Raw genomic sequence first — 12,933 nt, 5'->3', positions numbered from 1 at the left:
GCACCGCGCTCGCGCTACAGTAACAAGTAGGAGAGGATCAGCCTGCCTCGGCGTGATCGAGCGCGAGATACTGCGGGCTCTGCATCTCCATCAGCCGCGAGACCGTGCGCTGGAATTCGAAAGCGCCCTCGCCCTCGACATAGAGGCGGTCAGGCGCTGCGGCGGCCGAGCAGATGAATTTCACCCTCCGCTCGTAAAAGGCATCGATCATGGTCACGAACCGCGCCGCCTTGTCCCGGTTCTCGGGTCCCATCCTGGGAATCTCCGCCAGGATCACCGTGTGGAAATGGTCTGCGATGCAAAGGAAGTCGGCGGCTCCCATGGGCTTGGCGCACCAATCGGCATAGTGCGCCATGGCCACGCCCGGCGCGGCGCGCGGCACCTCGACATCGCGGCCCTGCGTGCGGAGCACGCGGGGCTCGCCGTCGGCGCCGTCGGCCAAAGCGCGGAAGGATTCGTCGAGCTTCGCGGCGGCCCACGCACCGAGCGGCGTCAGGTAGAGTTCGAGCTTGCGCATTCGGCCGAGGCGATAGTCCTGTCCGCCGCCCAGCTCCAGGACGTCGAGCCGCTTCTTGATGAGCTCGATGAAGGGCAGGAAGCGGTCGCGCTGCAGTCCGTTCTTGTAGAGGTCGTCGGGTGCACGGTTGGCCGTGGCGACCACGATCAAGCCTTCGTCCAGCAGCGTCTCGAACAAACGGCCCAGGATCATCGCGTCAGCGATGTTGGTGACCTGGAATTCGTCGAAGCACAGGAGCCGGGTCTGGCGCGCGATCTCCTTCGCAATCGGCACTATCGTATCCGCCTCGGGCGGCGCACCCTTGGCCGCCAGTGCCTCGCGACGGCGATGCAGGCGATCGTGGACCTCGAGCATGAACTCATGGAAGTGTACGCGGCGCTTTCTCGCCATCGGCGCGTCGGCGAAGAACAGATCCATGAGCATCGACTTGCCGCGCCCGACCGGCCCCCAGATGTAAAGCCCGCGCGGGCCGGCCATTGATTTCTCCGCCCGGCCCAGGCCCAGCCGTGCAAGCAAGCTTGGCCGCGCAGTCGGCGCGGTCTGTGCGGCAAGTCGATCGTGCACGAGCTGGAGCCCCTGAACGGCCTTTTCCTGCACCGGATCGGCACGGATCTGGCCCGCAGCGCGACGGGCGGCAAGGTTGGCGGCAGGTCCCTTGCCGGTGGTGGGGGTATCGGAGTCCATTTGCCGCCGATACCTAGCTCACCCATGCTCGGCTGCCTATAAGATGCGGCGATGAAGCTTGCGTTTCTCGGCACATCGGATTTCGCCGTTCCCGCCCTGGAGGCGCTGGTCGAGGCGGGCCACGAGATAGCCTGCGTGTATACGCGCGCACCGAAGCCCGCCGGCCGTGGACAGCAAGAACGCAAGACGCCTGTGCACAAGACAGCCGCCAGCCTCGGCCTGCCCGTACGCACACCCAGGACGCTGCGCAGCGACGAGGAAGCAGCCGCCTTCGAGGCGCTCGATCTCGACGCCGCGGTGGTGGTGTCCTACGGCCATATCCTGCCCAAGGGCTTTCTCGAAGCGCCGGTGCTGGGTTGCATAAACATCCATGGCTCCTTGCTGCCGCGCTGGCGCGGAGCGGCCCCGATCCATCGCGCGCTGCTGGCGGGCGATGCCGAGACCGGCGTCACCACCATGCGCATGGACGAAGGGCTCGATACCGGCCCGATGCTGCTGGCCGAACGCACGCCGATCTCGGCCGCCGACACTGCCGAGACGGTGCATGACCGCCTCGCCGACCTGGGCGCGACCTTGATCGTCTCCACGCTGGACGGACTGATGCGCCGGGCGATCGAGCCCGTGCCGCAGCTGGAGGACGGCGCAACCTACGCCCACAAACTTGGCAAGGAAGAAGGTCTCCTCGACTGGCGGCAACCGGCAGCGGAACTGGAGCGCAAGGTGCGCGCCTTCCACCCCTGGCCTGGCACGTGGTTCGATGCGCCGCACGCTGGCGGCATCGAACGCATCAAGGTCCTGCAGGCCGGTCTTGCGCTGGCGGCCAATGCTCCGGGCACGGTCCGCATTGGCGACGACGGCTATCCCGTGATTGCCTGCGGCAATGGCGGGTTGCGGCTCCTGAAGCTGCAGCGTGCCGGCAAGTCGGCCCAATCTGCCGACGCGTTCCTGCGGGGCTTCGCGATGCCCGCCGGCACCGTCTTGCCTTCGCCATCGGTCGTGCCCCTGCCGCAGACCAGGCCCGGCTGAGTCGTGCCGCGCTACAAGATCACGGTCGAATACGATGGCGGCCCGTTCGTCGGCTGGCAGCGCCAGGACAACGGCCCTTCGATCCAGGCCGTGCTGGAGGATGCGGTGTTCGCGTTCACGGGCGAGCGCGTGCACGTGCAGGGCGCCGGCCGCACCGACGCCGGCGTGCATGCACTCGGCCAGGTAGCTCACTTCGACCTCGCTCGCGAGCAGCCGCTCGAGTCGGTGCGCGGTGCTCTCTGCTTTCATCTGCGGCCGCATCCTATCGTCGTGCCGACGGTCGAGATCGTGTCGGCCGCATTCCATGCGCGCTTTTCAGCTACATGGCGGCGCTACTGCTATCGCATCCTCAATCGCCGTTCACCGCCGGCGCTCGATCGCGGCCACGTCTGGCATGTCCCCCTGCCGCTCGACGCGGCGGCCATGGCGTCGGCCGCGTCGGTGCTCGTGGGCCGGCACGATTTCAACAGTTTCCGCTCGATCAATTGCCAGGCAGCGTCACCCGTCAAGACCCTCGACAGGCTGAGTGTTCGCCGCGACGGCGAGGAGATCGGGATCGAGGTCGGCGCCCGGTCGTTCCTGCACAATCAGGTGCGCATACTGGTCGGCACGCTGCAGCTCGTCGGGCGCGGCCAGTGGAGCAAGCGGGATGTCGAGGAGGCGCTGGCTGCCCGCGACCGCAGACGCGCCGGCCCGACCGCCCCGCCGCTCGGTCTCTGCCTGATGGAAGTGCGCTACGATCTATCCGCTGACGGCGGCCGACACGCCGAGGATGCGGCTGACGATGAGTGACAGGAAGAGCGAAGGCACCCAGTTCACGATCAGCAACAGGCCGGCAATGAACCAGTTGACGCTCAAGATCATGCGCGTCGTGATGATGATCCAGTAGAACAGCAGCGCCTGCACGGCGAGATCGAAGATCGTGGGGAACGGCGAGGGCGCCACATTCGCGACGACGGAATCGAGCAGCAGCACCGTCATTGCCGGCAGGGCGAGCCAGTTGAGCGCACCGATATACCGCGGATAGCGGTCGAGCCAGCGGCGGCGACGCGCGATCTCGTAGAACACCACCGGATAAAGCAGCCAGTCGACAACGTAGCGCAGCGCCTCGACCAGCGCGATCTCGCCGGGATCTGCGGCAACCTCGAGCCCCGAATAGGAAATCGCCACATAGAGCATGTAGAGTGGCGCCACCAGCAGCATGACCTGGAACGAGCGCAGGCAGGCTTCGGTGCTGTTCTCGAAGTAGAATGGCGCCGCGGGATCGCGGTGCAGGAGCCGGAGCACGCCCTGCGTGCTGCGGCCGATTTCGCCTTTCGCGAACACGACGACGTCAGGTCGCGAAGTAGCGGTCGAGCACCGTCTCGTAGACGCGGGCCAGCATCCTGAGATCGGCGATGGCGCTCTTCTCGTCGACCTTGTGCATGCTTTCGCCGACCAGACCGAACTCCAGCACCGGACAGTAGCGGCGGATGAAGCGGGCATCCGACGTGCCACCGGTGGTCGAGAGCTCGGGATCAACGCCGGCAACGTCGCGTACTGCACCAGCCACGAGATCGGAAAGCGGCCCGGGCGGCGTGTAGAAGGATTCGCCCGAGACCTCGACCTTGTATGCCACGGTGCCGTTGCCGCCGAGCGCCGCATTGGCACGCTCGATCCGCTCCTGCAAGTGTGTCAGCAGGGTCTCGGAGCTCCAGCGATCGTTGAAGCGCGTGTTGAAGCGTGCCGCCACGACGCCGGGGGCGATGTTGGTTGCCTTGTTGCCCGCATCGACGGTCGTGAACTGCAGCGAGGTCGGCTGGAAGTGCATGCTGCCCTGGTCGATCGGCTCGCGCACCAGCGCCTCGATCAGGGCCGCGAGACGATGGATCGGATTGTCCAGTCGCTCCGGATAGGCGACATGGCCCTGCACCCCGCGCACCGTCATGTCGACCGTCATGCTGCCACGCCGGCCGATCTTGATCATGTCCCCGAAGCGTTTGGCGCTTGTCGGCTCACCGACCACACAGCCATCGATCGCCTCACCGCGCTCGGCCAGCCGCTCCAGCATCTTCACCGTACCGTTGACGGCCGGACCCTCCTCGTCGCCCGTGATCAGGAGACTGATCGAGCCGCCGAAGTCGCGGCCACGCCGGGCAACGAAACGAGCGCTTGCATCGGCGAAGGCCGCGATCGCGCCCTTCATGTCGGCGGCGCCGCGGCCGAACAGATAGCCGCCGGACAATTCCGCGGCAAAGGGACCGATCGTCCACGACGAGAGATCGCCTACCGGCACTACGTCCGAATGGCCGGCAAAGCAGAAGTGCTTCCCGCCGGTGCCGATGCGCGCGTACAGGTTCGCTACGTCATCCGTGCCGACCTGAGCGAAATCCATGCGCTCGCAGCGAAAGCCGAGCGGAGTGAGGATGCGCTCGAGCAGCTGCAGCGCGCCGGCTTCGCGCGGCGTCACGCTCTCGCAGCGGACCAGGGCACGCGTGAGTTCGACCACGTCGGTGACAGAAGGAACCAGTGTGTCGGGCATGGGCCGGACACTACATCCGGCGCCTTCCAAAGAGAAGGGCGCCGGCTGGCCAAAGCCGACGCCCAAGTCGATGTGAGAGGAAGATTGTCTTTTTGCTTGTTGAACTCCTGCTTGTCGAAATCAGGCCACCATCCTGTCGGCTTCCATCAGGTTGACCGAGACGAGCTGCGACACGCCCCGTTCGGCCATGGTGACCCCATAGAGGCGATCCATCCGCGCCATGGTCACGCGGTGGTGGGTGATGATCAGGAAGCGCGTGTCGGTGCGGCTGGCGATGTCCTGCACCAGTGCACAGAAGCGCTCCACATTCAGATCGTCCAGGGGCGCATCGACCTCGTCCAGCACGCAGATCGGCGCCGGGTTGGTCATGAACACCGCGAATAGAAGCGACAGCGCTGTCAGCGCCTGCTCGCCGCCTGAAAGGAGCGACATTACCTGCAGCTTCTTCCCGGGCGGGCTGGCGTGGATCTCGAGGCCCGCCTCGAGCGGATCCTCCGACTCGGTCAGTCGCAGCTCGGCCTTGCCGCCGCCGAATAGCTTGGTGAAGAGCTGCTGGAAGTGACCGCTCACCTGGTCGAAGGCGGCGAGGAAGCGCTCGCGGCCCTCGCGATTGAGACTCTGGATGCCCTGGCGCAGACGGCCGATCGCGGCGATCAGATCGTCGCGCTCGGTGGTCATGCCGGTGATTTGCTGTTCGAGCTCGTTCGCCTCCTCCTCGGCACGCAGGTTCACGGCGCCCATCGTTTCGCGCTCGTGCATCAGCCGCTCGAGCTTGTGCTCGGCCTTCTCGATTTCGGGCAGTTCCTCCAGCGACTGGACTTCGGCCAGCGCCAGCACGCCGTCCGGTTCGCAGCGCAGCCGTTCGACGATGCGCTCGACCACCGCCTCGCGGTCCTTGGCCGCCTGCTCGACCAGGCCTTCGCGGCGCACCCGGCTCTCGCGCGCACCGGCCAACTCGCCTTCCGCCTGGCGCAGCGCCTTGTCCGCTTCGCCCAGCCTCGTCTCGCCGACAGCGAGCCGGTCGGCCGCTTCCCGCCGCTTGTCTTCGGCCTTGGCAATCTCCTCGCCTAGTGCGCGCTGCTTGCTTTCGATGTCCGCCGGCTTCGCGGCAAGCTCGGCCAGCGCCGCCGTGATCTGCTCGCGGCGTGCGTCGAGCTCGGCAATCTGGCCGCTGGCATCGGCAAGGCGCTTGCTCCAGCCGTCATGGTCCTGCCCGATCTGGTTCAGCCGCTCGGCCCGCATCGCGCATTCGCGCGCGAGGCGGTCGCAGGAGCTTTCGGCTTCGACGAGCTCGGCGCGCAACTCGGCGATCCGCGCCCGCAGCGTCCCCGCCGTGATGCGATCGGTCTGGGTGTCGGAGATCGAGGAGAGCCGAGCCTGGCGAAACGTCCGCCGCATTTCGGCATCGGCGAACTCGCCGGCGATCTCGGCAACCAATCGCTCGATCGCCGAGAGATGCGTATTGAGCTGGTCGGTGCGCCGCGCGACATCAGCATGGCGGTCGCGGGCTTCGCTCGCAACATGCTCGGCCGCCGCGATGGCGCCCTGCGCCGCGCGTTCCGCCGCGCGCGTCGCCTCTCCCGCATCCTGGGTCTTGCGACGCGCCGCTTCGGCGATGCGCCGCTCGTGCAGGCGCGCCCGTTCGACGCAGGCCTTCTCGGCGCCGCGCGCCGCGGCGAGCCAGCCGGCTTCCGCATCGACTCGCGTCTGGATCGCCGCCTGCTCGGTCGCCAAGGCCTCGATCTGCTGTCGGATCTCGGCCAGGCGATTGCGCTGGCTCAAGCGCACGGCTGCCGCCGAAGGCGCGCCGGCGCGTATCGTGTAGCCGTCCCAGCGCCACACCGCGCCTTCCACCGTCACAAGCTGCTGGCCGGGTTTGAGGCTTTCCTGAAGGGCCGCACCTGTCGCATCGTCGGCGACGAGGCCGATGAAGGCGAGCCGCCGTTCCAGCTCCGGCAGTGCCTGCACATGGGCGGAGAGCGGGGTCACCCCGTCGGGCAGCGCCGGCGCATCGGCGATCGGACCGAGCGGCAGCCAATGCACCGGTGCGCCGCGGTCGGACGACGCTTCGAGCTCCTCGCCGAAAGCCGCACCCAGCGCTTTCTCGAAGCCGGAATCGACCGACAGCGCATCGAGTAGCGGCGGCCAGAGCGAGGCGGCGGCCGATTTCAGCGCCGCCGCCACCCCCGCTTCCTCGGCACGCAGCTTCGTCAGCCGAGCGTTGGCCTTCTGCAGCAGTTCGGCGGCGGCGGCATGGCTCTGCTCGGCGGCCTGACGCTCGGCAGCGCGCGCCTGCTCCATCTCGATGCGCTCGGCTTCCGCCTTGGCGACGGCGGCGCGAGCGGCATCGGACTCGTAGCGTTCGGCTTCGCGAGCGCTTTCGACCGCTTGCGCGCTGCAACGGCGCGCCTCGTGGAGCGCGGCACGCGCCGCTTCCAGCGCCGCCTCGACCTCGGACAGCCCCGGCAATGCTTTGAGCTCGCGCTCGATCGCCTGCTGCTGCCCCGCCACCTCGGCACGCCGTGCATCGAGCCGGCCCAGGCGTTCCTGCAACTCGGCGATCTCGCGGCCGACGCTGGCGCGCAACGCCTCATCGTCCGCGATCTGTCGCGTCAGCCGGTCATGCTCGGCTTCTGCGGCGCTCGTGGCGCCCTGTGCCTCGTCGCGCGCTGCCCGGGCGGCGGCGGCCCGGTCGTCCTCGCCCACCCGCTCCTGCTCGAGCTTTGCCCGCTGCCCTGCGAGATCGGCGATGGCCGCTTCGGCGTCGCCCTTGCGGCCGCGCTCGCGCGCAAGATCGGAGTCGGTCTGCTGCAGGCGGGTCTGGGAGTCCTGCTGGGCCGAGGCGACACGTTCGGCCTCGGCCGCCAGTGCATCGTGGGCCACGCGCAGCCGCTGGAGGGCCGCCGCGGCTGCGGCTTCGTCGTTGCGCAGCGGCGGCAGCGCGGTTGCGGCGTCGGCCTGCGCCGTCGTGGCCAGCCCAACGAGCCGGGTCAGATCGGCGACCCCTGCCTCCGCCTCCTTCAGCCGTTCGCCCGCTTCGGCGAGCTCGCGTTCCGCCGCGGCGAGTCTCAGCGCCAGCACGGCGGCCTCGGCACGACGGATGTGGTCGGACAGGTTGCGATAGCGACTAGCCTGACGAGCCTGGCGCTTCAAACCCTTGTGCTGCTCCTCCAGCGCGACCAGCACGTCCTGCACGCGTGCGAGATTCTGCTCGGCCGCGCGCAGGCGCAACTCGGCCTCGTGACGACGGGCATAGAGCCCCGTGATGCCGGCAGCCTCGTCGATGATCGTGCGCCGGTCGGCTGGCTTGGCGGCGATCAGCGCGCCGATGCGACCCTGGCTTACCAGAGCCGTCGAACGCGCGCCGGTCGCCGAGTCGGCGAACAGGGTCTGCACGTCGCGCGCGCGGATCTCGCGGCCATTGACCGAATAGGCCGAGCCCTGCCCGCGCTCGATGCGCCGCGCGATATCGAGCTGGTCGGCGTCGTTCACCATCGCAGGCGCCGTGCGGGTGCGATTGTCGAGCGTCAGCGAGACTTCAGCGATATTGCGCGCCGGCCGCGTGCCGGCACCGGAGAAGATCACGTCCTCCATTTCGCTGCCGCGCATCTGCTTGGCCGAGGTCTCGCCCATTACCCACTTGAGCGCCTCGACGAGATTCGACTTGCCGCACCCGTTGGGGCCCACGATCCCGGTCATGCCGGGCTCGATGGCAAGTTCCGTCGGATCGACGAAGGACTTGAAGCCGGAGAGCCGGAGCTTGTCGAACTGGACCATCTACACCACGCCTGCCTGGTTGCCGGGTTACTTGTTCAGCAGCTTGTTGAAGGTCGCTTCGAGCTCCTCGACCGAGCGCGCGCCCTTGAATTGCTCGCCATTGACGAAGAGGGTCGGCGTCGAATCGACGCCCACTTCCTCGCCGCTGCGATAGGAGGCGATGACGCCGTCGGCGACCTTGGGATCGGCGAGGCAGGCCTTGACCTCGTTCTCGCCCATGCCGGCGATGCGCAGCGACTTCGAGAGTTCGGCGATCGGATCAGAGGCCGTCGCCCAGTTGCCCTGGCCGCGAAAGATCATGTCGACCACGGCGAAGTACTTGTCCTTGCCCGCGCACTGGGCGAGCTCCGCCGCGCGCGCCGCCGTCTGGTCGAGCGGGAAGTCGCGATAGACCAACTTCACCTTGCCGGTATCGATCCACTTCTCCTTGATCTTCGGCAATTCCACCGTGTTGAAGTGGGCGCAGTGCGGGCAGGTGAAGGAGGCATATTCAATCAGGGTGATGGGTGCCTTGGGGTCACCCTCGACATGATCGTCGGGCTGGACGCTGAGGATCGCCGCCTTGTCCGGTGCCGCCGTGGCAGCGGCCGGGGTCGGCGCCGGACCGGTCGAAGCCGGGCGCGTCCCGAAATAGACGCCAGCCGCAATCGCGGCCACCGCCACGAGCCCGCCGGCGACGATCAAGATATTCCGCATACCCAACTTCCTCTCTACTACATCTTGGGAATTTAGCCTGTGGGGAGTCAAACCTTTACCGGCCGATATCCCGCAGAATCTTGCCGATGGCATCGATCCCGCCAGGATTCCCGCAGTTCTGGCCGTTGATGAACAGGGTCGGTGTCTGGCGAACGCCGAGCGTCTGGCCGGTCATCACGTCGTCGACGATCTTGTCCAAAAGCTGGTCCTTGGCGAGGCACTGGCCGGCCGCCATTCCTCGCTTTTCCAGGATCCTGACCATTTCCGCCTCCGGCTCCGCGGAGGTCAGCCAATCCACCTGGGAACGGAACAGGGCGTCGATGGTGTCGAAGAACTTTTCCGGGCCGGCGCATTCGGCAAGCTGGCTGGCGTGGGTGGCAATCGAGTCGGACGGAAAATGCCGATAGACGAAACGGGCCTGGCCGGTATCGACGAATTCCTTGCGCACCCTCGGCAGGACTGCGGCGGCAAAGTTGGCGCAGTGCGGACAGGTCAGCGAAAAATAGTCGATGATCAGGTTGGGCGCTTCGGCCTTGCCCAGAACGTGGTCGCCGGGACGGACGGCCAGCGCTTTCTCCTGCTCCCCGGTCAGGTCCTGGGCATGTGGTTCGCGCGCGAACAGCAGCGCCCCCAATCCGCCCAGCATCATACAGCGGCGGCCCGCCGCGATGCGGGCGCCCAACCGCATGAGCGCCGCCTTGAGGTCGGGATCTTTCACCGCGCTCGCCCGCTCGGCCATCCGCCTTGCCGTCTCCGGGTCAGGCGCGGGAAGGGCACTTGCAGGTGGCGAGGCCACGATGCCGCCTTGGACCAGCCGAACCCCGTCGATGAAGCGATAGCCGAAGTAGGCATTCACGCGCTCGACCAGCCGGCCCGTCATGTGCTGGATCTCGACCGAAGCGCTCCCCGCCACGCGCAGCCGCAATTTCTTGCCCGATCCCTGCGCCAGGCGCGCGCCGCGACCGGCAAGCAAGGCCTCGGGGCGCGACACGCGGGCAATCTCGGCACCGACGATGGCCGGCCACTCGGCCTTGAGCCGCATGAGCGGTACGCCATGCCGCCCGGCTCCTCCCTTGCTGCCTTTCGGCGCGAGCCCCGTGGCGAGTTGCTGGGCAAGTCCGCCGATGGCGCGAAAGCCGTTTTCCCGCATGGACCCTTTCAAAGCCTGCTCCTTATGCTAGGCCACCGCCTCTCGCATGACCATGACCCACGCCACGCGCCTGCTCGACTGGTACGATCGACATCGCCGCACCTTGCCCTGGCGGGCGGTGGCCGGAAAACGCGCTGCGCCGTATCTCGTCTGGCTATCGGAGATCATGCTGCAGCAGACCACCGTCGCCACGGTCGGGGATTATTTTCACCGCTTTGTGAAGCGCTGGCCGACGGTCGAGGCGTTGGCCGCAGCGCCGATCGACGACGTGCTCTCGACCTGGGCGGGCATGGGCTACTACGCGCGCGCCCGCAACCTGCATGCATGTGCACGCGCCGTGACGGAACAGCATGGCGGCAATTTCCCCCGCAGCGAGCAGGAATTGCGGGCCCTCCCCGGCATCGGGCCCTACACGGCGGCGGCCATTCGCGCGATCGCGTTCGACGAGCCGGCGTCGGCGGTCGACGGCAATGTCGAGCGTGTGATCGCGCGCCTGTTCGCGATCGAAGTGCCCCTGCCCGACGCCAAGGCCGTAATCGCCCTGCGCGCGGCGGAGCTGGTGCCCACGCAACGCGCCGGCGACTACGCCCAGGCCATGATGGATCTCGGCGCCACGGTCTGCACGCCACGCCGCCCACGCTGCGTCATCTGCCCCTTAATGGCCGATTGCCAGGCGCGCAAACGCGGCAACGCCGAAGAGCTGCCGCGGCGCGCGCCGAAGGCGGACAAGCCGACGCGGCGGGGCGTCGCCTTCGTGCTGTCGCGCAAGGACGGCGCGGTGCTGTTGCGCAAGCGGCCGGCCAGGGGCCTGCTGGGCGGCATGGACGAGGTGCCGTCGAGCGACTGGCGCGAGGGCGCCCTGTCGGTCGCCGAGGCGCTGAAGGAAGCTCCCGTGCCGGCCAAATGGAAAGTCCTCGAGGGCGGCGTGCGCCATACCTTTACGCATTTTCATCTCGAGCTTGCGGTCGCGCACGCCATCGCCACGACCTCGGGGCTGGCCCGGCTCGCGCCCGGCAGCGCCTGGTGCACGATCGATCGGATGACCGAGCGCGCCCTGCCCACGGTCATGCGCAAGGTGATCGCGCACGCGGTGAAGAGCTAGAGACCCGCCCGCACCTGCTGGCGGAGATGGTCGATCGGCCGGCGCCCGCCCTCGCCGTCGAAATGCCAGAAGGTCCAGCCGTTGCAGGCCGGCGCCCCCTGCACCGCGGCGCCGACCTGATGGATCGAGCCGCGATGCTCGCCGAGCGCGTTGGCCGCCGAAAGCGTGCCGTCGGCGCGAACCCGCGCATGCAGGCGACCGCTCAGGTCGCTCAGCACCGTGCCCGGCCGAAGCAGACCCGCCTCGATCAGCACGCCGAAGGGGATGCGCGGCTCCTGGCGCTTGGCGGGCTTGGGCGTCACGTCCTCCATGGTAAGCGGCGTCACCTCGGCGATGCGCTTGCGCGCCAGCGCCGCATAGGTTCGGTCACGCTCCAGTCCGACGAAGTGCCGGCCGAGGCGCCTGGCAACCGCGCCGGTCGTGCCGGTGCCCAAGAACGGATCGAGGATCGTGTCGCCCGGATTGGAAGCCGCCATCAGGCAGCGGAACAGCAGCGATTCCGGCTTCTGCGTCGGGTGTGCCTTCTTGCCGTCGTCACCTTTCAGCCGCTCGCCGCCCGTGCAGAGCGGCAGCAGCCAGTCGGAACGCATCTGCACACCCTCGTTCAGCGCCTTCATCGAATCGTAGTTGAAGGTGTAACGCTTTGTGCGCCGCTCGCGAGCCGCCCAGATCAGTGTCTCGTGCGCATTGGTGAAGCGCTTGCCCTTGAAGTTCGGCATCGGGTTCGACTTGCGCCACACGATGTCGTTCAGGATCCAGTAGCCCTGGTCCTGAAGCGCCGTGCCGATACGGAAGATGTTGTGGTAGCTGCCGATCACCCACAGCGTGCCCTCGGGCTTCAGCAAACGCCGCGCCGCGGCGAGCCAGGCGCGGGTGAAGGAATCGTAACGCGCGAAATCGGCGAACTTGTCCCATTCGTCGTCGACCGCATCGACCTTGCTGTTGTCGGGCCTGAGCAGCTCGCCGCCCAACTGGAGGTTATAGGGCGGGTCGGCGAACACCAGGTCGATCGAGCCTTCCCGCAGGCTGTTCATCAGTTCGATACAGTCGCCGACGAGAATGCGGTCGAGATAATCCACAGGCATCGGTGGAAGATGAGTCATCCACCGAGTCTCGGTCAAGAAATTACAATTGATTCAATTGTTTAGAGCATCAATCCACAAGATCGAGTCGACCCGGAGCGAAGACACACCAGCGCTAGGGAGAAGCGCTAAGGCAGGAGGCTCGAGAGTCTCGCCATGAAGGGACCGATCGCGGCCGCCTCCTCCTCGGCCTCCTCGACGAGGGCCTTCACGTGCTCGCCGAATGACGAGGTGCTTGCCGACATTTCCAGCTGATCAAGCCGTGCCAGCAGCCGCTCGCGCCTCTTTCCCGATGTGTGCCTGGTGATCGAGGCGCGCAGCTCGGCGATGAGCTGTCCATGCTCGGCCTCGGCTGGAACCTTGCCCTTGTCATCCATG

General features: G+C 67.5%; 11 protein-coding genes. 3 read left to right on the top strand and 8 right to left on the bottom strand.

Translation table 11 applies throughout. The features are described from left to right. Positions 1-37: 37 nt before the first annotated feature. Positions 38-1,201 carry a cell division protein ZapE gene (zapE, locus tag VH499_RS22550; protein ID WP_332055017.1) on the bottom strand — a complete coding sequence of 388 codons (1,164 nt, stop codon included), beginning with the start codon at positions 1,199-1,201 and terminating at the stop codon, positions 38-40. A gap of 51 nt (positions 1,202-1,252) precedes the next feature. Here zapE and fmt point away from each other — a divergent pair, with 51 nt between their 5' ends. Continuing rightward, positions 1,253-2,227, top strand: coding sequence for a methionyl-tRNA formyltransferase (gene fmt / locus VH499_RS22545; protein ID WP_332055016.1), 975 nt, complete (start codon positions 1,253-1,255; stop codon positions 2,225-2,227). Positions 2,228-2,230: 3 nt separating this feature from the next. Next, a complete protein-coding gene (truA, locus tag VH499_RS22540; RefSeq protein WP_332055015.1) occupies positions 2,231-3,019 on the top strand; it encodes a tRNA pseudouridine(38-40) synthase TruA in 789 nt (262 codons plus the stop codon). On the opposite strand, the gene VH499_RS22535 is transcribed toward truA, so the two are convergent. From VH499_RS22535 to VH499_RS22515, 5 genes are all read right to left on the bottom strand, one after another. Beyond that, on the bottom strand, positions 2,969-3,553 hold the full coding sequence (locus VH499_RS22535) for a hypothetical protein (protein WP_332055014.1): 585 nt from the start codon (positions 3,551-3,553) through the stop codon (positions 2,969-2,971). The two genes, truA and VH499_RS22535, sit on opposite strands and share 51 nt — an antisense overlap. A gap of 7 nt (positions 3,554-3,560) precedes the next feature. Beyond that, positions 3,561-4,748: a succinyl-diaminopimelate desuccinylase gene (gene dapE, locus VH499_RS22530; protein ID WP_332055013.1), complete on the bottom strand. Its 1,188-nt coding sequence runs from the start codon at positions 4,746-4,748 to the stop codon at positions 3,561-3,563. 120 nt (positions 4,749-4,868) lie between these two features. Continuing rightward, entirely contained in the window at positions 4,869-8,525 is a 3,657-nt protein-coding gene (locus VH499_RS22525) for an AAA family ATPase (RefSeq protein ID WP_332055012.1), read from the bottom strand. A gap of 27 nt (positions 8,526-8,552) precedes the next feature. Beyond that, the gene (locus VH499_RS22520) at positions 8,553-9,221 is read right to left on the bottom strand and encodes a DsbA family protein (protein WP_332055011.1); all 669 of its coding nucleotides are present in this window, start codon (positions 9,219-9,221) and stop codon (positions 8,553-8,555) included. A 55-nt stretch (positions 9,222-9,276) separates the two neighbouring features. Further along, positions 9,277-10,383, bottom strand: a complete 1,107-nt coding sequence (locus VH499_RS22515; RefSeq protein ID WP_332055010.1) for a DciA family protein — start codon at positions 10,381-10,383, stop codon at positions 9,277-9,279. Between the two features lie 40 nt (positions 10,384-10,423). Between VH499_RS22515 and mutY the strand changes: the two genes are divergently transcribed. Further along, the gene (gene mutY, locus VH499_RS22510; RefSeq protein WP_332055009.1) at positions 10,424-11,473 is read left to right on the top strand and encodes an A/G-specific adenine glycosylase; all 1,050 of its coding nucleotides are present in this window, start codon (positions 10,424-10,426) and stop codon (positions 11,471-11,473) included. Here mutY and VH499_RS22505 read toward each other — a convergent pair. Both VH499_RS22505 and VH499_RS22500 read right to left on the bottom strand, forming a co-directional pair. Then, a complete protein-coding gene (locus VH499_RS22505; RefSeq protein WP_332055008.1) occupies positions 11,470-12,558 on the bottom strand; it encodes a site-specific DNA-methyltransferase in 1,089 nt (362 codons plus the stop codon). The genes mutY and VH499_RS22505 overlap by 4 nt on opposite strands. Positions 12,559-12,683: 125 nt before the next feature. Then, on the bottom strand, positions 12,684-12,933 hold a 250-nt coding region (locus tag VH499_RS22500), incomplete at its 5' end, for a hypothetical protein (RefSeq protein ID WP_332055007.1).

Origin of the sequence: Reyranella sp. (assembly GCF_036558665.1) — a bacterium.
Classification (GTDB): Bacteria; Pseudomonadota; Alphaproteobacteria; order Reyranellales; family Reyranellaceae; genus Reyranella.
Note: the sequence above shows the minus strand (reverse complement) of the source record. Positions and strands in the feature narration are given on the sequence as shown.

Excerpts from the sequence above, each read along its gene's own strand:
- zapE (WP_332055017.1), bottom strand. The coding sequence starts at position 1,201 with ATGGACTCCGATACCCCCACCACCGGCAAGGGACCTGCCGCCAACCTT.
- fmt (WP_332055016.1), top strand. The coding sequence starts at position 1,253 with ATGAAGCTTGCGTTTCTCGGCACATCGGATTTCGCCGTTCCCGCCCTG.
- dapE (WP_332055013.1), bottom strand. The coding sequence starts at position 4,748 with ATGCCCGACACACTGGTTCCTTCTGTCACCGACGTGGTCGAACTCACG.
- VH499_RS22525 (WP_332055012.1), bottom strand. The coding sequence starts at position 8,525 with ATGGTCCAGTTCGACAAGCTCCGGCTCTCCGGCTTCAAGTCCTTCGTC.
- VH499_RS22520 (WP_332055011.1), bottom strand. The coding sequence starts at position 9,221 with ATGCGGAATATCTTGATCGTCGCCGGCGGGCTCGTGGCGGTGGCCGCG.
- mutY (WP_332055009.1), top strand. The coding sequence starts at position 10,424 with ATGACCCACGCCACGCGCCTGCTCGACTGGTACGATCGACATCGCCGC.
- VH499_RS22505 (WP_332055008.1), bottom strand. The coding sequence starts at position 12,558 with ATGCCTGTGGATTATCTCGACCGCATTCTCGTCGGCGACTGTATCGAA.